Origin of the sequence: Ruegeria sp. HKCCD7255, assembly GCF_013031565.1 — a bacterium.
In the GTDB taxonomy this organism is placed as follows: domain Bacteria; phylum Pseudomonadota; class Alphaproteobacteria; order Rhodobacterales; family Rhodobacteraceae; genus Ruegeria.
Window position 1 is genome coordinate 210,014 of the sequence record NZ_WQAG01000002.1, and the last position, 20,915, is coordinate 230,928.

Here is a 20,915-nt window from a genome sequence, read left to right on the forward strand (position 1 = left end):
TTCTGCCAAGAAAACTTTGCGCATCTGACCGCGGCGTTGTCGAAAAAGTCTCATCTCAAATTCATCGAACCAGATCCGCGCGTATCGATCCGCATTTTATGCGCTGCGAACTGCTTTGCATTGCCAGCCTCTGGATTACGTCTAAGGTAGCAAAGCCGGGGTTCAGTCGGGGAGGAATGGATGACCGCCAAGATACTTCTGTGTGATTGCGAAGGGACGCAGGCCGTTAAGGCTGACAGTATTTCCGGGGCCTGCGATGCAGCTTGTTCCAAAGTCTACACCGCGCTCTGTACCCGCCAATTGGATGCGGCGGCTCAAATAATGCAATCTGAAGGCCAGGTGGTTGTCGCGTGCGGTCAGGAAACAGAGGTGTTCCGCGATTTGGCCGAGGATCTTGGGGTTGATCAGCCTGGTTTCGTCGATCTGCGCGACCGGGCCGGCTGGTCCGAGCAGGGAGTCGATGCGGGGCCCAAGATGGCGGCGCTTGCGGCCGAGGCGTTGGTGTCCCACCCCGTGACCCCGAGTGTGGATGTAATCAGCGAGGGCACTTGCTGCATCATTGGCCCCGGAGCCGCTGCCTATGATCTGGCGGCTTTGCTTTCAGATACCCTGGCGGTGACTGTGTTGGTCACCGATGATGAGGACCCGCTCAGCCGAGCCTATGACGTGGTGCGCGGTCAGCTGCGCGGCGTCAGTGGGGCGTTGGGTGGATTTAGCTTGCGGCTAGACCAGCTGCGGCAGCTAGAACCGGGCGGTCGCGGCGCCTTTGGCTGGAGTCCAGCGCGGGACGGGGCCGTGTCGCGATGTGACATCGTGGTCGATCTTACCGGCGGCACCCCTTTGGTTGCGGCCCCCGAAAAGCGCGAAGGGTATTTGCGGGCAGATCCCAAAGACCCGATTGCCGTGACCCAGCTTGCGCTCGAGGCCATGCAACTGGTCGGCACGTTCGAAAAGCCGCTTTATGTCCGGCTGGACGAAGCGCTTTGTGCCCATTCACGGGCCGAGCAGACTGGTTGTTCCAACTGTTTGGATATCTGCCCAACTGGGGCAATCACCCCGGCGGGTGAGCATGTTCAGATCGACCCGATGATCTGCGCCGGGTGTGGGTCCTGCGCTGCGCTCTGCCCCTCGACCGCTATCACTTATGAGGATCCGCCCGTCGCGGCTGTACTGTCACGTATGGGGGTCTTGGCGCGGGCCTACCGCAAGGCCGGGGGACATGCGCCGCGCCTTTTGGTCCATGACGGTCATGGGGCCGAGATGATCAGGCTTGCCGCCCGGTTCGGTCGGGGCCTGCCTGCCGATGTCATTCCCTTCGAACTAAGCGTGGTCTCGGGCTTTGGCCACGCAGAGATGTTGGCCGGTCTGGCGCATGGCTTTGCATGTGTCGATATTCTGGTCTCGCCGAAAACCGAGCGCGCTGCACTGGATCGCGAGCTTGAGCTGGCGCAGGCCATCGCCGGGCCGGACAAGCTGGGCCTGATCGACATTCAGGACCCGGATGCGATGTCGGATGCACTTTATGCTCAAGACGTGCCCGAACCGCTGGCAGAGCCGGTGCTGCCTCTGGGCAACCGACGCCAAATCGCTCGTCTGGCGGCACAGGCGCTGAACTCAGGGGCAGAGGCGCCTTTGCCCTTGCCGCAAAGCGCGCCTTATGGGGCGATTGCAGTCGATACTGACAGTTGTACCCTGTGCCTCAGCTGCGTATCGCTTTGCCCATCGGGAGCATTGATCGATAATCCCGACAAACCTCAGCTGAATTTCCAGCAGGATGCCTGCCTGCAATGCGGGCTGTGCAGCACCATTTGCCCGGAAACGGCTATCACCCTGGTGCCCGAATTGGACCTGAGCGACGGCGCATTGTCTCAACGGGTGCTCAATGAAGAAGAGCCCTATGCTTGCGTTGAATGCGGGGCCTTGTTTGGGGTCAAATCCACAGTTGAACGCATCATGGACAAGCTGGCGGGCTCGCATCCGATGTTCGCCAGCTCGGATCAGGCACGCATGATCCAGATGTGCGACAACTGCCGCGTGAACGCGCAGTTCCACAGTCAGGACAATCCGTTTGCCTCAAAACCACGCCCCAAAGTGGTGACAACGGACGACTATTTCTCAAAGCGCAAGGATCACTGAAGTTGCAGCGGGGCCCCAAGGTCGGCCGCATCCATGACCGAGACAAAAGCGATGATCGCCTCGAGATCATCGAGCGTCATCTCTACCGGGTGAATGGGCGAGGGGCGGTCGGCGGCGAAAGGCGGCGTGACATCCTCGATCTGGGTGAAAGACGGGTGCGGGTTCAGGGCAAAGAACGCCTCGAACCGTTCCGACCAGTTGGGCATCGCGCGCAGCACCGCAAAAGACGGGGTCGAGCCCAACCCGTTCATCCGGTTCTTGGGGCCGATCACATGGCAGCGTCCGCAATGCGTCATCGACAACTCTTCGCCCAGAATCACATTGCCATCGATCACCAGTTCGATCTGATCCTGCGCCACTTCGAAACTGGCGCTGAAGGGGGCTCCCTGATCGGGGGCAAAGCTTTCGACCGTGCGTTTTCCGATATCCGATCTCAGCCAGTCGCGAAACCGTTCCTGCCTGGGATCCTCGGTGATGCTGAGGTAGAAGACCACACCGTCGCGGGCAAAGACGGGTTCACCCTCAGGCCCGGCGCTCAACGACATTTCTCCGGCCTCATCCGCAATAACACGGATCCCGGTCTTGAGAGAGAAGCGTGGAAGGATATGTTGCAAAAGGCCCGAGTTTGCCAACGCCTCTGGGGCGGCAAGCCCAAGCGCCTGCTGGCCCAAGGAAGGGCTGGCGGTGAGCGTCAGGCTCAGGCACAAGAGAACAAAGCGCATGGTCTAGCCTAGCGGGCAGCGGGCCAGGGCGTCAAATGAACTAAAAAATGAAGAAGACGGAGAGACATGCAATGAGCGGCGACGGGTTTATGTCGATACGCAAAGCCCCCCAGACGGGGCAGATCAAGGGGAAGGGCGCATGAGCATCCGTGACGCGGTTCTGGCGAACCTCAAAAAGATCACCGATCCGGTCTCGGGTCAGGACATTGTCAGCGCCGGTGTCGTGCGTGCGCTGAACGTGGATGGTGACACGGTGCGATTTGTGCTCGAGATTGATCCCAAACACGCCGAAAAGATGGAACCGGTGCGGGCTACGGCTGAACAGGCCGCGCAGATGGTTGACGGCGTTTCCAAGGTCTCGGCCATGTTGACCGCGCATTCCGACAAAGCGCCGCCGGATCTCAAGCCCAAACCCAAACCGTCGCAGACCGGACCCCAGGCGGTGCCGGGTGTGGACCGGATTATCGCTGTCGCCTCGGGCAAGGGCGGGGTGGGCAAATCCACAGTGTCGGCAAACCTGGCCTGTGCGCTGGCAGCCGAAGGCCGCCGCGTGGGCCTTCTGGATGCGGATGTCTATGGGCCGTCGCAACCCCGGATGCTGGGCGTCTCGGGCCGACCGGCCAGCCCGGATGGCAAGACGATCCTGCCGCTGCGCAACCACGGCGTCACCATGATGTCGATGGGGCTGATGACCAATGAGGGTCAGGCGGTGGTCTGGCGCGGCCCGATGCTGATGGGCGCACTTCAACAGATGATGGGGCAGGTGCAATGGGGCGCTCTGGACGTTCTGATCGTCGACCTGCCGCCCGGAACCGGAGACGTGCAACTGACGCTGAGCCAGAAGTTCCAGGTGGATGGCGCGATAGTTGTCTCGACACCACAGGATGTGGCCCTGATCGATGCCCGCAAGGGGATCGACATGTTCAACCAGCTCAAGACACCGATCCTTGGCATGATCGAGAATATGTCGACCCATATTTGCAGCAATTGCGGGCATGAAGAACATATCTTTGGCCATGGAGGCGTTGCGTCCGAGGCGCAGGCCCTGGGTGTGCCGCTTCTTGGGGAAATCCCGCTGCATCTGGACATCCGGCTGGCCGCCGATGGCGGTGCGCCGATTGTGGTGACGAAACCCGAAAGCGCGCAGGCCGAGGAGTTCCGCAAGATCGCTCGCGACCTGATCGCCCAAGGCAACGCATGAGCGAACCGGTCTTTCCCCCCTTGCTCTCGGGTCACCCGGTTCAGGGTGGGGAAGACCCGTTCGAGCGGGCGCAGGCCATGGCCGCACTTGGCTGTGATGCGGGCACCGTCGTTTACAACATACAGGCCAATTACCTTCGGGTGGCGATTGTGTTTGCCCCCGAAGTTGGCTTGCAGGACGCCATAGCGATGCTGCCGCTTTGCGCGGTTGGTTTTCAGAACGCGCTGGGGGCGCTGGCTCCGCCCGAGGTTGCCGTGCATCTGGGCTGGTCAGGCGAGATCCACGTAAACGGCGCGCGCTGTGGTCGGTTCAGGGTTGCCGCCGCGACGGGCGAACCAGAAGCAGAGCCCGACTGGCTGATCGTTGGATGGGAGCTGACGCTGCTGCAAACCAGTGACGCGCCGGGGGAAACGCCTTACGTGACTGCGCTTTACGACGAAGGCTGTGCCGATGTCTCTGCAACCCAACTGGTCGAAAGCTGGTCGCGTCACATGCTGACCTGGCTCAATCGCTGGCAAGAGGATGGCAAGGCGCCGCTCCATGCCGAATGGATGGGCCTCCTGCGTGGCGTCGGTGAACCCTTGGCTGACGGTGGCGTCTTTCTGGGCACCGACGAACGCTTTGGCATGCTGATCCGAGACGGGGCCGACACGCAACTGCGCGCCCTGACCGAACTGTTGGAGAACACGCAATGAAACTGGCCCGCGCGATCCATTTCGATGAAAGCGACATGAACGTGTTCCACTCACCCGCCAGAACTGGTGAATGGTGCATTTCGGGCGGGTTTGAATTTTCGAACTGGGGCGAGGGCGATCTGGAAGGCAAGGCCCGTCAGGCTTTTGCCAATGGCTGGCTCGGGCTGGAAACCTTTGGGCGGGTGACCTTTGTGGCTGTCACGCAGGTGGAACCGGCTGAGGTTGAGCAGATCGCGCAGAACCTGGCGGATCACTTTGTGCGCTTCTATGGCGCCCCGTCGGTCGATCAGGCCCTTGGCGTGGCGCGGGATGAGATTGCCCAGATGGCCGAACTTTGCGACGAACACGCGCCCAACACGCTGCTGACCGTCGCGCGCGAATTGGGCAGTGCCGGGGTGCACGAGACCTATCGCATCATCACCCCGCAAGACGCACAGCTAGAGGCTTTGGCCGTTCACGGATCGCTGGACGACTGAAGTTTAGAACAGGTCGGTAAACCCGCCGAATTGCCCGCGTTTAAAGATCAAACCCTGACCTTTACGGTGCAGGACCTTTTCAACATGACCGACCAGGATCAGGTGATCTCCGGCGTCGTGGCGGTCAAACAGGCGGCAATCGAACCGTGCCAGACAATCAGCCAATACAGGTCGCCCGGCCTCATCCGCTGACCATTCAGCATGTGAGAAATCAAGCCCGTCGCGCGCAAAGTTCAAGGCCTGTTCCTGTTGATCCTGCGCCATCACATGGATCGCATAGTGCGAGCAGGTGCTGAAGGTTTCAAAACGGTTGGAGTCCTTGGCCAGGCACCACAGCACCAAAGGCGGGTCCAGTGACACGGATGCAAAAGAGTTGACTGTGATCGCCCGCGGCCCATCGGAGGCCGCCGCGGTGACCACTGTGACCCCGGTCCCAAAACACCCCAGCGCCTCGCGAAAGGCGCTGCTTTGATCCGGTGTTGGGATAAAGGTTTTTTCGGTCATCTCGTGCTCTTACCTCGGGCTCGGATGACGTGCCATGCGCAGGCGGGTTTGTCCATCAAAACTAGGCGGGGCGGCCAGATCAGTTCAGATCTTCCAGCAAACGCCCATGTTTACGCGTTTCGACGACGACTTTTCCAAACGTTGTCAAGCCGCGTGCCTGCAACATGGGCAGCATCTTGACCAGAACCTCTGCCGTCGCCACAGCGTCGCCCAGCGCGGTGTGACGCAGCGCTTCGGGGATGGTGATGTCCAGCCGCGCACAAACCGCGTCCAGTGTGTGCGTCTCGCTGGCACCAAAAAGCACCGCCGACAGCAGCACTGTATCCAGAATCGGATGGGACCACTCGACCCCCATTTTGCCGGAATGCCGGTGCAAAAACGCCATGTCGAACGGGGCATTATGCGCGACAATGATGGCATCGCGCGCAAAGTGATGAAAACTGCGCCCGGCCTCGACGATATCCGGCGCGCCCTGAACCATGCGATCGCTGACGCGGTGCACGCGTGTCGATGCGGCAGGGATTGGAATGCCCGGGTTGACCAGCGTGTCGATCTTTTCGCCTTCGACAATTCGGCCCTTGACCACACGCACGGCACCGATCTGAACGATCTCATCCTTGTGGGGTAAAAGCCCTGTGGTTTCGGTGTCAAAAACAACAAAAGTCAAATCGACCAGGTGCCGGTTCTCAAAGCCTTCATCCGCATCTGTTTCCAGAAGGTCGAAGTCATAGACCAGCGGGCGCGCATCGTCGGGGGCGATCTGAGCGGCGCTGTCGTCAAAGATCAGTATGTAACCCGGTGCGCCGCCCAGCGGTTTCATCCGAGCAGAATAGCTCTGCCGCCCATCGACACTGGTCAAAGAGCATTCGACCTCAAGCCCAGTGCGCACCATCTCTTTATACGAATCCGTTAATCCGGTGCTTTCGAGATAGTCAAACAGCGAGGCGTTCAGTCTGGGATGCGCGATTTGGGCCAGAACTTCGGCGGCCTGCGCGTCGTAAAGTACGATCTGGTGTTTGGGCCCGGCCAACAACATGGCCACCGGGATCTCGGTCAGCAAAGCGGTCAGGCGCTGCTTTTCACTTGCCAAATGCGCGGTTTCTGCAGCGACAGCCTCGGCCGTGCTCATTGCGGTGTCCGACAATTGATCTGCCAGACCGGCTGCCGCGGGGGCCAGATCCCCAAGATAACGCGCGGCCTTGAGATCAAGGTCCGAGCTGACACCGGCATGCGCGCGGGCGCGTAATTGGGCTGACAGGCGTTCAATCGGCTTTGCGATATTGTCGTCAAACAGCAGCCAGACCCCGACGACCAACGCCAACAGGCCAAAAGCGATCAGGATTTGAGCAAAGACGAAGGCATTCAACAATCCGGGATCATCGACCCGTTCATAGCTGATCCACAAGGCCAGCGCGCTGACGACAAGCCCGCCCAGTGCCAAAAGGCAGAAGAACAGAAATATCCGCAGGCGCAGGCTTAGTCGGTTCAGCACGGGTTCAGACCTCGCACGTGGCCTTGATGACAGGATCGCTGCCTGTGGCTTTGAACCATTGGGCGTTCAGCAGCTCTCCATCGGCCGAGAACTCGGCCCCGTCCGCCAGATTGGCCCGGCTGTTTTCGGCACAATTCACCGCCACGGGCACCATCGAAACAGGCGCCCAGCGGCCAAAGAAGTACAGGTCAACAAGACGTTGATCCGGAACGCTTTCATTGGTGCGGACCGAGACGGTGTCGATGGCTGCAAACCGATCCACAAAAGGAACCGCATAGGTCCAGGGGCGATAGAAGGCCCGGCTTTCGACCTCTTGCACTACAGTCAGCGCGTTTGGCAGTTGATCCTTGGTGCGGTTGTACCAGGAGTACTCGCTGGTGATCGTCATTGCGATCATGCCCACGCCCGCCGCAACCGGAGCCGCCCATCGTGGGAGGCGACCACCTGTCAGCTTGTTCAGCAGCATGACAACACCGGCAAAAGCCAGGCCTGCAAATACCGTCCCGATCAGCTCCAGAAACATGTCTTTTCCCCTCCTATCGGGCGCGACCCGCCCCTTCTTCTCGTTCCAAATACGGTCGCCGAAGGCGATCCTGCCCTTTGGGCCAACGCATCGCTATCCCAACATGCCTTTGCCGTGCCCAATCGCCGATTGCATGGTTTTTACCACGACAAAGGCGTTACGCAGATGACTTCGCTCAAAGTCAGACAAAACAGATGGCGGCAAGTAGTTGTCTGGTTTCTGTCCGGCCTTGGCCTGTCGTACCTGATGTTCTAGCCGGGTTTCGGCAATTAGGTCATAGGCATCCAAAAGGTCCCGCGCACCCGACGGGCTCAGCACACCCGCAGCCTCTGCCGCCTTCAACCGAGCCCGCGTGTTGACCCCCGTCAATTGTCCTTGCAGCGCGTAGATGCGCCCCAGATCGACAATTGGGACGACGCCGTTGTGCTTCATATCCAGCGTGTTGCGGTGCTCACCGGACCGGATGGTGGCAAAGCCGCGTAACAACCCCAAGGGGGGCGTATGCTTCAACGAGTTTGCCACCATATGGGCGACAAAGATGGAATTGGCATTGGCCGCCGCCAGCGTCTCGGCCTGAAGGTCAGTAAACAGCTCGAACGCGCCGCCAATGGGGCGTAGGTCGAACATCACTGAGGCGAGCATTTGGGCTTCGGGGTTGGGTTTGGAGATCCAGTTCTCGAAATAGGACCGCCACACATTCAGGGGCTGACACCAGCGCGGATTGGTCGCCATCATGTCGCCCGGACAGTAGAAATATCCGCAAGTATCCAGCCCGTCGGACACGAATTTGGCCAGATCCGCGAAATAGGCCATGTCGCCTTCGGTGACGTTGTCATCCAGCATCAGGCAATTGTCCTGATCTGATACGCCCGTCTGCTCCTGCCGTCCCTGAGAGCCACAGGCCAGCCACAGGTAGGGAACAGGTGGCGGCCCCAGCTTTTGTTCAGCCAAAACCAACAAGCGGCGCGTGGCCGTATCGGCGATATCCGTGATCAACCGGGTAACAATCTCGTGCCGATTGCCACCTGCGACCAGTTGGACCAGCAATTGCGGGATCTCGGCCGTGACCGCTGCCATCTGCTCTGCCGTGTGCGCCTGAGCGATGCGGCGTACCAGTTCGGCGGAATTGACAGCCTGGTAATGGGTCAGATCAGTTTGCGTGACGATCCCGACCAGCTTGTTGCCCTGAGCAATGGGGATATGACCGATGCCACGCTCCATCATCACGTGCAGAACATCCGACCCGATATCGGTCGGGGACAGGGTGATCGGATCGGCGGTCATGATATCCGAGACTGTTGTCGTCTCGGGCAAGGCTTCAGCCACGAATTTGCCCGACACATCGCGCAGCGTGACGATCCCCAAAAGCGCCTCATCTTGGGTGACGCAAAGCGAAGAGATATGCTTGTCGCGCATCATCTGAGCGGCCTGTTGAACAGATGTGTCAGGCGAACAGGTTGCGGGGTCGCGCGCCATCAAAACATCTATCAGGCTTGTGGCCAGGCTTTGCGGGGTGCTGCGCTCGGTGCGTGTGCGGTTGAAGAAATTGGCCACGACATCATGGCCCTCAATCAACTCACGCACCAGGTCAGGGGGCAGAACGATCAGAACAGACGGGGTTGTGGCCGTCGCATGGGTTGCAGCCTTGCCATCTTTCAGCAGACCGCGTTCACCAAACGAATTGCGCAGTCCCAACTGCGACACGACCGAGCCATTCTGATCGGTTATGTCCACCTGTCCGTCATAGATGACAAAGACACCGGGCAAGGAATGACCCAATTCGTAAACCTTGCCGTCTTCCTCGACCTCCCAGACCTCAATTTGGCCCGCCAGCTTTTCCAGCGCCTCGGAGGGCAGCGAGTCATAGGGGTGGACGGATTTCAGAAACCGCGCGATTTCGTCATGAGACAGAGGCATTTACGTTCTCTGATGCTTGGTGAAAAAAGTCCCGCCCGGTGGTGTGCCAGGCGGGAACAGTAAGTCGAAAGATGCGGTCGAAGACAAGAGCCGCCGACCGCAACACACTCAGTGATCCTGAGCCACGCCCGCACCACGGGGAATGCGCACGCTTTCGACCAGATCTTTGATCTCCTGCGGAGTTTCCTTGGTCATGCCGGCCACCACGTAGGCGACACCGAAGTTGACCATGGCACCGATCGCGCCGAACGAGGTCGACTTGATCGGACCCAGCAGCGGGTCTGCATCTGTGAAAGAGTTGGTGCCCGGGATGAACAGCCAGCCCTTGTGCAGGAAGATATAGACCAGTGTGACGACCAGACCAGCCAGCATACCAGCGACCGCGCCGGTGTTGTTGATGCGGGTCGAGAAGATCCCCATCATCAGCGCCGGGAAAATCGAGGCCGCCGCCAGACCGAAGGCCAAGGCCACGGTTTGCGCCGCAAATCCGGGTGGGTTCAGGCCCAGCCAGGTTGCCACCACAATGGCTACTGCCATCGCGATCCGTGCTGACAGAAGTTCACCTTTTTCCGAGATCTGCGGGTTGATAGCGCCCTTGATAAGGTCGTGGGACACAGCCGATGAGATCGCCAGAAGCAAGCCCGCAGCTGTGGACAGTGCGGCAGCCAGACCACCGGCAGCGACCAGACCGATCACCCAACCGGGCAGGTTGGCAATCTCGGGATTGGCCAGAACCAGGATGTCGCGGTTGAACTTGGTCAGCTCGTTGCCAACCCAGCCTTTTTCTTCCGCAAGCGCCTGCATCGATTCAGACTTGTCATTGTAGTACTGAATCTTGCCGTCGCCGTTCTTGTCTTCCCAATCCAGCAAACCGGTTTTCTGCCATGTGGCCATCCAGTCATAGCGCGGATCGTTGTCGATTTCCTCGACAGACACGGCGCCACCATCGATGCCGCCATTGGGCCACATCATTTCACTGATGTTCAGACGAGCCATTGCGCCAACCGCAGGGGCGGTCAGGTACAGCAGCGCGATGAAAACCAGCGCCCAGCCAGCAGACCAACGTGCGTCGGACACTTTCGGCACGGTGAAGAAGCGCATGATCACGTGCGGCAGACCGGCTGTACCGATCATCAGCGACAGCGTGAACAGCACCATGTTCAACGTGTTCGAGTGGTGGGTCGTATATTCATTGAACCCCAACTCGGTCACGATGGCATCCAGCTTGGTCAGCAGAGGCTCACCACTGGCGGTATCCCCGAACAGACCCAGCGCCGGAACTGGCGTGCCGGTCAGCTGCAGCGAGATGAAGATTGCCGGGATGGTATAGGCGGTGATCAGCACGCAGTACTGAGCGACCTGAGTGTAGGTCACACCCTTCATCCCACCAAACACCGCGTAGGCAAACACGACGCCGGCGCCAATCAGCAGACCTGTGGTGTTGCTGACCTCAAGGAAGCGGCCAAAGGCCACGCCCACGCCGGTCATCTGACCGATCACATAAGTAACGGAGGCCACGATCAGACAGATCACCGCAACGATACGTGCGGTCTGGCTGTAAAAGCGGTCGCCGATGAATTCCGAGACGGTGAACTTGCCGAACTTACGCAGGTAGGGTGCAAGCAGCAGAGCCAGCAGAACATAACCGCCGGTCCAACCCATCAGGAAGGTCGAGTTGTCATAGCCGGTAAAGGCAATCAGGCCCGCCATCGAGATGAACGAGGCCGCAGACATCCAGTCTGCCGCTGTCGCCATACCGTTGGTGACCGGGTGAACGCCGCGACCAGCGGCGTAGAATTCCGATGTGGAACCCGCGCGGGCCCAAATCGCGATGCCGATGTAAAGCGCGAAGGATGCGCCAACAAACAGCAGGTTGATGGTAAACTGATCCATGGCTCGCTTACTCCTCGTCCACGCCGTATTCAGCGTCCAGCTTGTTCATGCGCCAGGCGTAGTTGAAGATCAGCACCAGAAAGACCAGGATCGATCCTTGCTGAGCAAACCAAAAGCCCAGATCTGTGCCGCCAACAGAGATGCCGGACAAAAGCGGACGCAGCAGAATGCCGAATCCGAAAGACACCAGCGCCCAGATCGCGAGGCTGATGTAGATGAGGCGCAGGTTGGCCTGCCAATAGCCCTTATCGGCCTCGGCAGTCTGCGCGGAGTTTGTAGACTGATCCGCCATTGCGGTTTCCTCCTTCACTTCCTCGTTGGCGGCCCTTTGCGCAACTCCTCCAGCGCGCTGGACCGCTTCTCGAATGTACCAAACGCCCCGTGACGTCAGGCAAAACTTCTCTGGTCCGCCAAGGCGGTTCCGTTGAAGTATTCTGTTCAGGATCAAAGCCTTGCGGCTTGTCTCCTCCCCCCTTAACTCATCGCAGCGCCCACGATCTCTTCAAGATCGCGGGCGATGTCGTCGATCTGGCCCATAGCGTCTGTGCGTTTCAGCACGCTTTGGGCGTCGTAATATGTGATCAGTGGTGCGGTTTGCGCATGATAGGCCACCAGGCGCGCGGCAACGGTTTCCGCGTTGTCATCGGCCCGGCGTTTGAACTCGGTTCCACCACAATTGTCGCATTTGCCCTCAACTGCGGGGATCTTGAACGTGTCGTGATATCCTTCGCCGCACATCGCGCATGTATAGCGACCCGAAATACGGGTCACCATTTCCGCGTCTTCAACCTCAAGGCTGATTGCCGTGCTGACCTTCTGTCCCGATGTGGCCAACAGGTCATCCAGGGCCTTGGCCTGAACCGTCGTGCGCGGAAACCCGTCCAGGATCACTCCCTTTGTGCAATCCGGTTCTGCCATCCGGTCACGTAAGATCGCGATCACGATCTCGTCGCTGACCAGTTCGCCTGCCTCCATCACGGCCTTGGCCGCCAGACCGGCTTCGGTCCCCGCAGCAACTGCGGCGCGCAAAAGATCTCCGGTGCTCAATTGTACCAGACCAAACTTGTCTTCCAGCATACGGGCCTGCGTTCCCTTCCCGGCGCCCGGAGGGCCGAGAAGGATCAAAACAGCGGGGCGGGTGAGTGTTTCTGCGTCCATCATACCCTCACGAATTTGCCCGGTTTGCGATCAGGTCTTCGACAACGGACGGATCCGCCAGGGTGGATGTATCGCCCAAAGAGCCGAAATCGTTTTCCGCAATCTTGCGCAGGATACGACGCATGATCTTGCCCGAGCGTGTTTTGGGCAGACCAGGCGCCCACTGGATCACATCCGGGCTGGCAATCGGTCCAATCTCGGTCCGCACCCAGGTGCGCAGTTCTTTCAGCAACTCATCCGAAGGATCGCGGTCATTCATCAAAGTGACATAACAATAGATGCCTTGGCCTTTGATTTCATGCGGATATCCAACAACTGCGGCTTCGGCAACGGCGGCATGCGCGACCAGCGCACTTTCGACCTCGGCGGTGCCCATACGGTGGCCCGAGACGTTGATCACATCATCCACGCGCCCGGTGATCCAGTAATCGCCATCTTCATCGCGGCGGCAACCGTCGCCGGTAAAGTAATAGCCTTTGTAATCCGAGAAATAGGTTTTCTCGAACCGTTCGTGATCGCCCCAGACGGTACGCATCTGCCCGGGCCAGCTGTCCCTGATGCACAAAACGCCTTCAACCCCGTTGCCCTCAATTTCGACACCGGACTGAGGGTCCAGAACCACCGGTTCGATCCCAAAGAACGGTTTCATCGCAGACCCCGGCTTCATTGCATGGGCACCGGGCAGGGGGGTCATCAGGTGGCCACCGGTTTCGGTCTGCCACCAGGTGTCAACGATCGGGCATTTACCTTTGCCGACAACTTCGTTGTACCAGTTCCAGGCTTCGGGATTGATCGGTTCACCCACGGTGCCCAGTGTCCGCAGATCGCTCAGGTCGTGCTTTTCAACCCACTCGCTGCCCTGGCCCATAAGGGCCCGGATTGCGGTTGGGGCGGTGTAGAATTGGTTGACCTTGTGCTTGGCGCAAACCTCCCAGAACCGGCCCGCATCGGGATAGGTTGGGACACCTTCGAACATCAGCGTGGTCGCGCCATTGGCCAGCGGGCCATAGACGATATAGCTGTGCCCGGTGACCCAACCCACATCTGCCGTGCACCAGTAAATGTCGCCATCATGGTAATCAAAGGTGATCTCATGGGTCATGGCGGCATAGACGATATAGCCACCGGTGGTATGCACCACGCCCTTCGGCTGCCCGGTCGATCCCGAGGTATAAAGGATGAACAGCGGGTCCTCAGCGTTCATCTCGGCCGGGGCGCAATAATCATCAGCTTCCAGCGCCATTTCGTTATAGTCAAAGTCGCGCCCGTCGATCCAAGTGGTCTGACCCCCGGTACGCTTGACCACAAGACATTTTACAGTGTCGGGGCAATGCAGCAGGGCGGCGTCGGCGTTTGACTTCAACGGGGTCTTGCGACCCCCGCGCGGTGCCTCATCCGCCGTAATGACAACCTTGGCATCACAGCCATTGACCCGCGCTGCCAGAGCGTCTGGCGAGAAACCGGCGAAGACAATGGAATGGATTGCACCGATCCGTGCACAGGCCAGCATTGCATAGGCGGCCTCGGGGATCATTGGCAGGTAAATGACAACACGATCGCTTTTGCGCACACCCATGGATTCCAGAATGTTGGCCATGCGGCAGGTGCGGCGGTGAAGCTCGGCATAGGTAATGTGCTGTGCGGCATCCGCTGGATCATCCGGCTCCCAGATGATCGCTGTCTGATCGCCGCGCGTCTCAAGATGGCGGTCCAGGCAATTGGCCGAGACGTTCAGCGTGCCGTCCGCATACCAGTTGATCTTGACCGAGCCGAAATCATAGTTGACGTCCTTGACCTGGCTGAACGGCTTGATCCAGTCGATCCGCTTGGCCTGCTCGGCCCAGAATGTATCAGGATCACTGATCGACGCCGCATACATATCGGCATATTTGTCCGCATCCACATGCGCACGCGCGACGGTTTCTGCAGATGGCGGATAGGTCTTGGCATCTGCCGGGGCAGCGGTAGTCATTGTTGAGGCTCCTCCCTCTCGGATTGGACTATGTCGGACCGATAATGCCTGCCGATCTGGCAATGTCGATCCCGTTCCTCCCACTTTGCATCATAGCCGGGATGGAAAATTATGGAATAAATTGCTGTAAAGCTTGGATTTGTTTGTAAAGAAGTTTTTAGATTTCACTGGATTTTGTAAACAAAGCTCAGCGCGACATAAAAATATCGTTATCAAACAATTAATAAACTGTAATTCGTCCGGGATCGAAAGCCAGCGCGCCAAAAAACTGTGATCGCTAACGTGTTTGGCCGGGTTTCATTCCCTGACGCGATCTGCGTGCCCGACCACATGAGAGGATTGGCGGGAAAGCGGATTCCGCTCTTCTTCGGTACAAAATAACCTTGGGGGAGTCGCGGCTTGCTTCGGCTGCGGCTGGGGCTTCTCTAAATTAACGGTTTTTCTTCGCTGGTCCCTAGCAGGGAGCACATACCAGCACAGTATTCGGTGCAAGTTGGTTTAGAAGCTTCGCGTCGGCCGGTCAAAGATCCGCCGCCCCATAAGAGACGCTGCCAAGTCGACCATCAGTTTCGCGGTGCGCCCGCGTTCATCCAGGAACGGGTTCAACTCGACCAGATCCAAAGAGCAGACGAGTCTGCTTTCGTGCAGCAATTCCATCACCAGATGTGCCTCGCGCTCGGTGGCGCCTCCGGGCACCGTTGTACCGACCGCGGGCGCGATGGAAGGATCCAGAAAATCCACATCCAAGGACACGTGCAAAACCCCATTTGCAGCGCGAACCTTTTCGAGGAATGCCAGCAAAGGTGCCTTGATGCCATGTTCGTCAATGCTGCGCATATCGGCCAGCATCGCGTGATCTTTCTCAAGTGCTGCGCGTTCTTCGGGGTCGACAGAGCGCAAGCCGATCATTCCGACGCGGCTTGTTGGAACCGGGCTTGCTAGGGACGGGAAAGCATCAAACCCGTCTTGGCCGGTCACGTAGGCCACAGGTGTCCCGTGCAAATTGCCGCTGCCAGAACTGGAGGGCGTGTGGAAATCGCTATGCGCGTCGAGCCACAATACAAACAGGGGGCGCCCAATCCTGTCGGCGTGCTGCGCCATGCCGGACACCGTTCCCATAGAAAGGGCATGATCGCCCCCCAGAAATATGGGTACGCTCTGTTGCGCCGCGTCACAGGCCGTGCGGCAGAGCGCCTGGGTCCAGCCAACGCATTCCGGCAAAGCGAACAGATGATCGCTTTCTTCGATATCCACTTGGTCTGGCTGCGTGTCCCCCAGATCCGTGACGTTGTGCCCAAGATCAGCGAGGGCCTCAGCCAGGCCTGCCACGCGATACGCGTCGGGCCCCATGCGGCACCCCTGACGGCGTTTCCCGGCATCCATCGGTGCGCCGACCAGAATGATGTTCTGCTTGTCCATACGTCCTTTTAGCCGCACAGGCCGGATTGCCAAAAGGGGGCAAAGTGAACAATAAGAAACTCAGCTTATCATTTTGGGAATACAGAGTGGACGAATTGGACAACAGGCTGCTGGCGGCTTTGCAACGGGATGCTCGGGCGTCGCTGTCAGAACTGGCCCAGTCATTGGGGGTGACGCGCACCACCATACGCAGCCGGTTGCAGCGCTTGAAACAGTCGGGTGAGATTGTGGGCTTTACGGTCCTGACCCGTCAAGGCGTTACAGAGAGCCCCGTGCGCGGACTGATGATGCTGGGGATCGAAGGGCGCGGCACGGAAAGGATCATGTCTCGCATCGCTGCGATGCAAGAAGTACGGGCCGTGCATTCAACCAACGGCAGTTGGGATCTGATCGCCGAGATCGGCACCGAGACTTTGGCCGAGTTGGACAAGATTCTGTTTCAAATTCGTCGCATGGAAGGCGTGACGCGATCGGAAACCAACCTGTTGCTGTCAACGCGGACCGGACGGTCATGATCGACTGGGCACAGGCCTTTGATCTGCATAGGAACTGTGCCAATCTGCCCCAGAGGAACCGGCAAAACAGCGGTTTGTCAGTGTTGGATTGGCAAGATCGTTTGACAATAAAGGGCAGGGGCAATGGCTGAGGAAAGCGGCAAGCAGAACGCGACAGTCGCGCTCTGGATCGAACGGGTGACAGGGCTTTTGGAAAAACCCTGGGTCCGTATCGTCATACCGGTTCTTGTCACTGGCATAGCCCTGGCGGTGTTGCACGACCTTTCGGCGCATGTGAAATGGTCGGATGTGACGGCAGATATTCGGGCCAAGCCTTGGACGGTCATGGCCTTTGCCGTGTTCTGGACGGCGTTCAGCTTTTTCTCGCTCTCGTTTTACGATGTCTTCGCTGTCAGAAGTGTGGCCAAGGGAACGGTGCCTGCACCTGTCGCCGGTTTGGCGGGGGCAAGTGGTTATGCCGTGTCCAACTGCCTAGGGTTTTCCTACATCACTGGAACAGCCATCCGGTATCGGATCTATGCGTCGCTGGGTCTTGATCTGGGGCGGGTCGCGGGTGTGATCGCCACCTCGTGGGTGGCGTTCTGGATGGGGCTGACCCTGATCATGGGCATATTGCTGACCTTGCATCCAGACGGGATTTCCAAGGTTTTACCGATCAGTGAAACGGCTGAGACTGTGATCGGGCTGGCTCTGCTTGCTGCGCTTCTGTGCCTTTTCGTCTGGCTATCCAAAGGCGGGCGAAGGTTGGGTGTTGCTGGATTCGGCTTCAACCTTCCCGGCGGCAAGCTGGCCGGGATGTTGACAATCGCGGCAGTGGGCGACGTCTTTGGCGCCTCGATGGTGCTTTATGTGTTGATGCCGGACGATCTTGGCGTTGGTTTCCCGTATTTCTTCGCCATCTACGTGGCCGCAATTGCCGTGGGTATCGTCAGCCATGCGCCCGGTGGCATTGGCGTTTTCGAAGCGACACTTATTGCAGGTCTTGGTGCGTCTGGACGATCAGACGTGGTTGCAGCGCTGTTGCTCTACCGGCTGGTCTATACGTTCTTACCGTTTGCCGTGGCAACTCTGGGCATCGCACTGGCATCAGCTTTGACCCATAGGCAAAGGATCGGTGGCGCAGCAACATGGGTCTATCGCGCGATCCGGCCCATCGTACCGATGGTGGCCGCAGGCGTGGCAGCGGTGGCTGGGGTGATCCTGTTGGTTTCAGGTGCGTTGCCCGCAGATTCCCAAAAACTTGGCGTGTTGCGCGACGTCCTGCCCTTGTCATTCGTCGAGGCGTCGCATCTGGCCGGAAGCGCGATTGGCGTGTTGCTGCTGCTGGTCTCTCGCGGCTTGTTCCGAAAGCTCTATCGCGCCTGGGTGGTGGCGATGCTGTTGATGGTTGCAGGGTTCTGCGCTTCGCTTACCAAGGGGTTGGACACGCACGAAGCCATATCAATGCTGGTTACAATCGGCTTGCTGGCGATGTTTCGTGACGCCTTTTACCGTGTCAGCGGAGCGTCGATCTTTCGGCTCAACATCCCCTGGTTGGTCAGTGTCGTGGCTTTGCTGGCGGTGATCTTCTGGATTGGGCTCTTTGCCTATTCTCATGTCCAGTATCAGAATGCCTTGTGGTGGGATTTCGCCTGGAACGCGGATGCCTCGCGGTTCTTGCGATCGAGCCTTGTGGTGGCGGTGATCCTTGGCGTCGTGGCGGTGAACTCTCTGTTCGGTCGTGAAATCCCAGCGCCCAAGCGCACTGAGATCCCACCCGTTGTTGAACGGCTGGTGATGGAGAGCGAAGATACCGAAGCCCAGATCTCGTTGACCGGCGACAAGCAGTTCCTGATCTCGGATGATGACAGCGCGTTTCTGGCCTATGCGGATACCGGCAATGCGCTGATCACCAAGGGAGAACCGGTTGGCGATGAGAAAGCAGGCCAGCAACTGATCTGGCAACTGCGCGAAATGGCGGATCGGGAAGGCAAGCTTTGTGCTTTCTACAGCGTGTCGACCAAATACCTGCCAACTTTCCTGGATCTTGGACTGTCGATCCTCAAGATTGGAGAGGTTGCCCGGGTGCCGCTGACCGATTTCTCATTGGATGGCAAGTCGCGTAAACGCTTCCGCCAAGCCAAGAACCGGGCCGAGCGAGAAGGGTACACGTTCGAGATCATCCCGAAAGAGGAGCTGGCACCGGTCTTGCCGGAACTACGCGCCATTTCCGATCATTGGCTGGCGAAGAAAGCCGGGGAAGAGAAAGGCTTTGCCCTCGGCGGGTTTGATGACGCTTATCTGTCTTACTTCGACCACGCGGTGTTGCGGGACGAGACAGGTAAGATCATGGCCTTTGCCAACCTGTTTCAAGGTGGCAACAAATCGGAATTGTCACTGGATCTGATGCGGTACGAGCCCGACAGCCCCAGCTTTGTCATGGACGCTCTGTTTGCCGAAATGATGACATGGGGGGCCGAGCAAGGGTTCCACTGGTTCTCATTGGGGGCTGCGCCGTTTTCGGGGATCGAGAACCGGCAACTGGCCTCACTGTGGAACCGGATCGGCGGGTTTGTGTATGAGCATGGCGAGCAGTTCTATCACTTCGAAGGCCTGCGCAGTTTCAAGCAGAAGTTCGACCCGGAATGGAGCCCGAACTATCTGGCCAGCCCCGGTGGTCTGGCGGCGCCGCGCATCCTTTATGAGGTGAACATCCTCATTTCAGGAGGGTTGCGGGGCCTGACGAAATAGCGATCAGTTCAGACTGGCGCGGGTCGGATCCTGCTCCAACAGATCCCCCCAATCGGTGCGATAGGCCATTTCGGCCAGAACAGTCTCGGGCAGGAATTCCTGGCTTTGACGAATTTGCCACCCACCGCCCAGACCTTTGTAAATAGCCACCAGGTTGGACGACACCTGCTGTCGCGCCTCGATCAAGTTGGACTCAGATTGCAGCAGGGCGGTTTGGGTATTCAGAACACGAGAATAGCTGGCAATCCCGTCGCGATACTGGTCGACTGCGATCTGCGAGGCGCGGCGCGAGGCTTCGACGCTGCGCTGATAGAACGTGACCTGCTTGCGCGCCTCAGAATAGGCGACCATCGCGCTTTCCACCTCGGAATAAGCCGACAGGACCGTGTTCTGATAATTGGCGATCAGTGCCTGATAGGCCGCGTCCTGCACGCGGACATTGTTCTTGATGCGCCCATAGTTCAGCACGTTCCAGACCACGCCGGCACCGGCCAGCCCGGTGGAGCTGTTCGAGCTGAACAGGTTCTGACCACCCGAGGCTTGCAGCCCGACCGCGCCCGACAGAATGAACTGCGGGTAAAGATCCGCCAACGCGATGCCCACTTGCGCCGATTGGGTTGCTGCGGCCAGTTCCGCCGCGCGTACATCCGGTCTGCGGCGCAACAGCTCAGCTGGAACGCCGACTGCTACATTGGCTCTGGCGCTGGGGATGCGGCCCGAATTGCCCAACAGGCTGGTCATCCTCGACGGGGTTGTCCCCAGCAGCACCGCTAGCGCATTTTTGGCCTGCTGCAATTCGGTTTCCAGCTGCGGCACGATGGCTTTGGTATTGTTCAAAAGGGCTGTGGATTCCTGCACGTCCAACTCGGTCGTCACCCCGTTGTTGAATCGCAGTTGGGTCAAATCCGCCGATTGCTGCTGCAGCACGATATTCTCTCGGGCGACGCCCAGACCTTCTTGCAGGGACCTTATGTTGATATAAAGCGCTGCTACGTCGCCCGTCAGCGTCACCAAGGCGTCATCGTAATTGGCAACCTGCAGCGCCAGGTTCGACCGCGCCGCCTGCACGCCGCGCCGCTGAGCCCCCCAGACGTCCAGCTCCCATTGCGCGTCAAACCCCACTTGCGAAGTCGAGAATTCCGTATCCAGAGGGACGATCTGTCGGATATCAGAAATTGGCCCCAGATTGTCACTGATCTGACGCCGTTCTGCCGAAGCCCCCAACACTTGTGACTGCGGGTACAGCTCGCCAAAGGCGATACCCAGCTGCGCCCGGGCTTGCAAAACGCGCGCTCCGGCCACTTGCAGGCTCAGGTTCTGGGCATAAGCCTCGTTGATCAGCTTGTTGAGCGTCGGATCATTGAACGTTTGCCACCACCGCACCACCGGCGCGCTGCGCGATGTGAGGCCATTGGCGCTGGCGTCCGGGCTGTTCACTTCGATCCACTGTTTCACCACCGGAGAATTCGGGCGCACGAAATCAGGCCCGACCGGGGTGCAGGCGACAAGGGTCGCGGCGCAAAGTGCGGTGCCCAGCAGCTGGCGGAGTGTCATGGCGCGTC

Annotated in this window: 17 protein-coding genes; 6 read left to right on the forward strand and 11 right to left on the reverse strand. The window is 59.1% G+C overall.

From position 1 onward, the window contains the following. Positions 1–180: 180 nt before the first annotated feature. Entirely contained in the window at positions 181–2,136 is a 1,956-nt protein-coding gene (locus GOX45_RS04790) for a 4Fe-4S binding protein (protein WP_171098541.1), read from the forward strand. Here GOX45_RS04790 and GOX45_RS04795 read toward each other — a convergent pair. Beyond that, positions 2,130–2,858 (reverse strand): cytochrome c, encoded by a 729-nt coding sequence (locus tag GOX45_RS04795; protein WP_171098544.1) that lies wholly within the window; start codon positions 2,856–2,858, stop codon positions 2,130–2,132. The genes GOX45_RS04790 and GOX45_RS04795 overlap by 7 nt on opposite strands. A 139-nt stretch (positions 2,859–2,997) precedes the next feature. Here GOX45_RS04795 and GOX45_RS04800 point away from each other — a divergent pair, with 139 nt between their 5' ends. The 3 genes from GOX45_RS04800 to GOX45_RS04810 are packed head-to-tail and all read left to right on the forward strand — an operon-like array spanning position 2,998 to position 5,230. Then, positions 2,998–4,059 carry an Mrp/NBP35 family ATP-binding protein gene (locus tag GOX45_RS04800; protein ID WP_171098546.1) on the forward strand — a complete coding sequence of 354 codons (1,062 nt, stop codon included), beginning with the start codon at positions 2,998–3,000 and terminating at the stop codon, positions 4,057–4,059. Then, positions 4,056–4,754: a biotin/lipoate--protein ligase family protein gene (locus GOX45_RS04805; RefSeq protein ID WP_171098548.1), complete on the forward strand. Its 699-nt coding sequence runs from the start codon at positions 4,056–4,058 to the stop codon at positions 4,752–4,754. Before GOX45_RS04800 ends, GOX45_RS04805 begins: the two co-directional genes overlap by 4 nt. Continuing rightward, positions 4,751–5,230 (forward strand): DUF6505 family protein, encoded by a 480-nt coding sequence (locus GOX45_RS04810; RefSeq protein WP_171098550.1) that lies wholly within the window; start codon positions 4,751–4,753, stop codon positions 5,228–5,230. The genes GOX45_RS04805 and GOX45_RS04810 overlap by 4 nt, the downstream gene beginning before the upstream one ends. A gap of 3 nt (positions 5,231–5,233) precedes the next feature. On the opposite strand, the gene GOX45_RS04815 is transcribed toward GOX45_RS04810, so the two are convergent. From GOX45_RS04815 to rocF, 9 genes are all read right to left on the reverse strand, one after another. After that, the gene (locus GOX45_RS04815) at positions 5,234–5,734 is read right to left on the reverse strand and encodes a flavin reductase family protein (protein WP_171098552.1); all 501 of its coding nucleotides are present in this window, start codon (positions 5,732–5,734) and stop codon (positions 5,234–5,236) included. A 79-nt stretch (positions 5,735–5,813) separates the two neighbouring features. Then, positions 5,814–7,226, reverse strand: coding sequence for an exonuclease domain-containing protein (locus GOX45_RS04820; RefSeq protein WP_171098554.1), 1,413 nt, complete (start codon positions 7,224–7,226; stop codon positions 5,814–5,816). A 4-nt stretch (positions 7,227–7,230) separates the two neighbouring features. Then, positions 7,231–7,749, reverse strand: a complete 519-nt coding sequence (locus GOX45_RS04825) for a hypothetical protein (protein WP_171098556.1) — start codon at positions 7,747–7,749, stop codon at positions 7,231–7,233. 93 nt (positions 7,750–7,842) lie between these two features. Beyond that, on the reverse strand, positions 7,843–9,666 hold the full coding sequence (locus GOX45_RS04830; protein ID WP_171098557.1) for a DUF294 nucleotidyltransferase-like domain-containing protein: 1,824 nt from the start codon (positions 9,664–9,666) through the stop codon (positions 7,843–7,845). Positions 9,667–9,774: 108 nt separating this feature from the next. Continuing rightward, positions 9,775–11,559, reverse strand: coding sequence for a sodium:solute symporter family protein (locus tag GOX45_RS04835; protein ID WP_171098559.1), 1,785 nt, complete (start codon positions 11,557–11,559; stop codon positions 9,775–9,777). A gap of 7 nt (positions 11,560–11,566) precedes the next feature. Next, positions 11,567–11,851, reverse strand: coding sequence for a DUF4212 domain-containing protein (locus tag GOX45_RS04840; protein ID WP_170451294.1), 285 nt, complete (start codon positions 11,849–11,851; stop codon positions 11,567–11,569). 182 nt (positions 11,852–12,033) lie between these two features. Then, on the reverse strand, positions 12,034–12,717 hold the full coding sequence (locus GOX45_RS04845; RefSeq protein WP_171098561.1) for an adenylate kinase: 684 nt from the start codon (positions 12,715–12,717) through the stop codon (positions 12,034–12,036). A gap of 7 nt (positions 12,718–12,724) precedes the next feature. Beyond that, the gene (gene acs / locus GOX45_RS04850) at positions 12,725–14,689 is read right to left on the reverse strand and encodes an acetate--CoA ligase (RefSeq protein WP_171098563.1); all 1,965 of its coding nucleotides are present in this window, start codon (positions 14,687–14,689) and stop codon (positions 12,725–12,727) included. A gap of 498 nt (positions 14,690–15,187) precedes the next feature. Beyond that, entirely contained in the window at positions 15,188–16,108 is a 921-nt protein-coding gene (rocF, locus tag GOX45_RS04855) for an arginase (protein ID WP_171098565.1), read from the reverse strand. 86 nt (positions 16,109–16,194) lie between these two features. On the opposite strand from rocF, the gene GOX45_RS04860 reads away from it, so the two are divergent. Continuing rightward, complete coding sequence (locus GOX45_RS04860) at positions 16,195–16,623, forward strand: Lrp/AsnC family transcriptional regulator (RefSeq protein ID WP_171098567.1); 429 nt, start codon at positions 16,195–16,197, stop codon at positions 16,621–16,623. A 123-nt stretch (positions 16,624–16,746) separates the two neighbouring features. Then, a complete protein-coding gene (gene mprF, locus GOX45_RS04865; RefSeq protein WP_171098569.1) occupies positions 16,747–19,353 on the forward strand; it encodes a bifunctional lysylphosphatidylglycerol flippase/synthetase MprF in 2,607 nt (868 codons plus the stop codon). Positions 19,354–19,356: 3 nt separating this feature from the next. Here mprF and GOX45_RS04870 read toward each other — a convergent pair whose 3' ends face one another. After that, positions 19,357–20,907 (reverse strand): efflux transporter outer membrane subunit, encoded by a 1,551-nt coding sequence (locus tag GOX45_RS04870; protein ID WP_171098570.1) that lies wholly within the window; start codon positions 20,905–20,907, stop codon positions 19,357–19,359. Between the last annotated feature and the right edge of the window lie 8 nt (positions 20,908–20,915).

Bases quoted from the DNA above. Each gene is read 5' to 3' on its own strand.
- GOX45_RS04790 (WP_171098541.1), top strand. From the start codon at position 181: ATGACCGCCAAGATACTTCTGTGTGATTGCGAAGGGACGCAGGCCGTT.
- GOX45_RS04795 (WP_171098544.1), bottom strand. From the start codon at position 2,858: ATGCGCTTTGTTCTCTTGTGCCTGAGCCTGACGCTCACCGCCAGCCCT.
- GOX45_RS04800 (WP_171098546.1), top strand. From the start codon at position 2,998: ATGAGCATCCGTGACGCGGTTCTGGCGAACCTCAAAAAGATCACCGAT.
- GOX45_RS04805 (WP_171098548.1), top strand. From the start codon at position 4,056: ATGAGCGAACCGGTCTTTCCCCCCTTGCTCTCGGGTCACCCGGTTCAG.
- GOX45_RS04810 (WP_171098550.1), top strand. From the start codon at position 4,751: ATGAAACTGGCCCGCGCGATCCATTTCGATGAAAGCGACATGAACGTG.
- GOX45_RS04815 (WP_171098552.1), bottom strand. From the start codon at position 5,734: ATGACCGAAAAAACCTTTATCCCAACACCGGATCAAAGCAGCGCCTTT.
- GOX45_RS04825 (WP_171098556.1), bottom strand. From the start codon at position 7,749: ATGTTTCTGGAGCTGATCGGGACGGTATTTGCAGGCCTGGCTTTTGCC.
- GOX45_RS04830 (WP_171098557.1), bottom strand. From the start codon at position 9,666: ATGCCTCTGTCTCATGACGAAATCGCGCGGTTTCTGAAATCCGTCCAC.
- GOX45_RS04835 (WP_171098559.1), bottom strand. From the start codon at position 11,559: ATGGATCAGTTTACCATCAACCTGCTGTTTGTTGGCGCATCCTTCGCG.
- GOX45_RS04840 (WP_170451294.1), bottom strand. From the start codon at position 11,851: ATGGCGGATCAGTCTACAAACTCCGCGCAGACTGCCGAGGCCGATAAG.
- GOX45_RS04845 (WP_171098561.1), bottom strand. From the start codon at position 12,717: ATGGACGCAGAAACACTCACCCGCCCCGCTGTTTTGATCCTTCTCGGC.
- acs (WP_171098563.1), bottom strand. From the start codon at position 14,689: ATGACTACCGCTGCCCCGGCAGATGCCAAGACCTATCCGCCATCTGCA.
- rocF (WP_171098565.1), bottom strand. From the start codon at position 16,108: ATGGACAAGCAGAACATCATTCTGGTCGGCGCACCGATGGATGCCGGG.
- mprF (WP_171098569.1), top strand. From the start codon at position 16,747: ATGGCTGAGGAAAGCGGCAAGCAGAACGCGACAGTCGCGCTCTGGATC.
- GOX45_RS04870 (WP_171098570.1), bottom strand. From the start codon at position 20,907: ATGACACTCCGCCAGCTGCTGGGCACCGCACTTTGCGCCGCGACCCTT.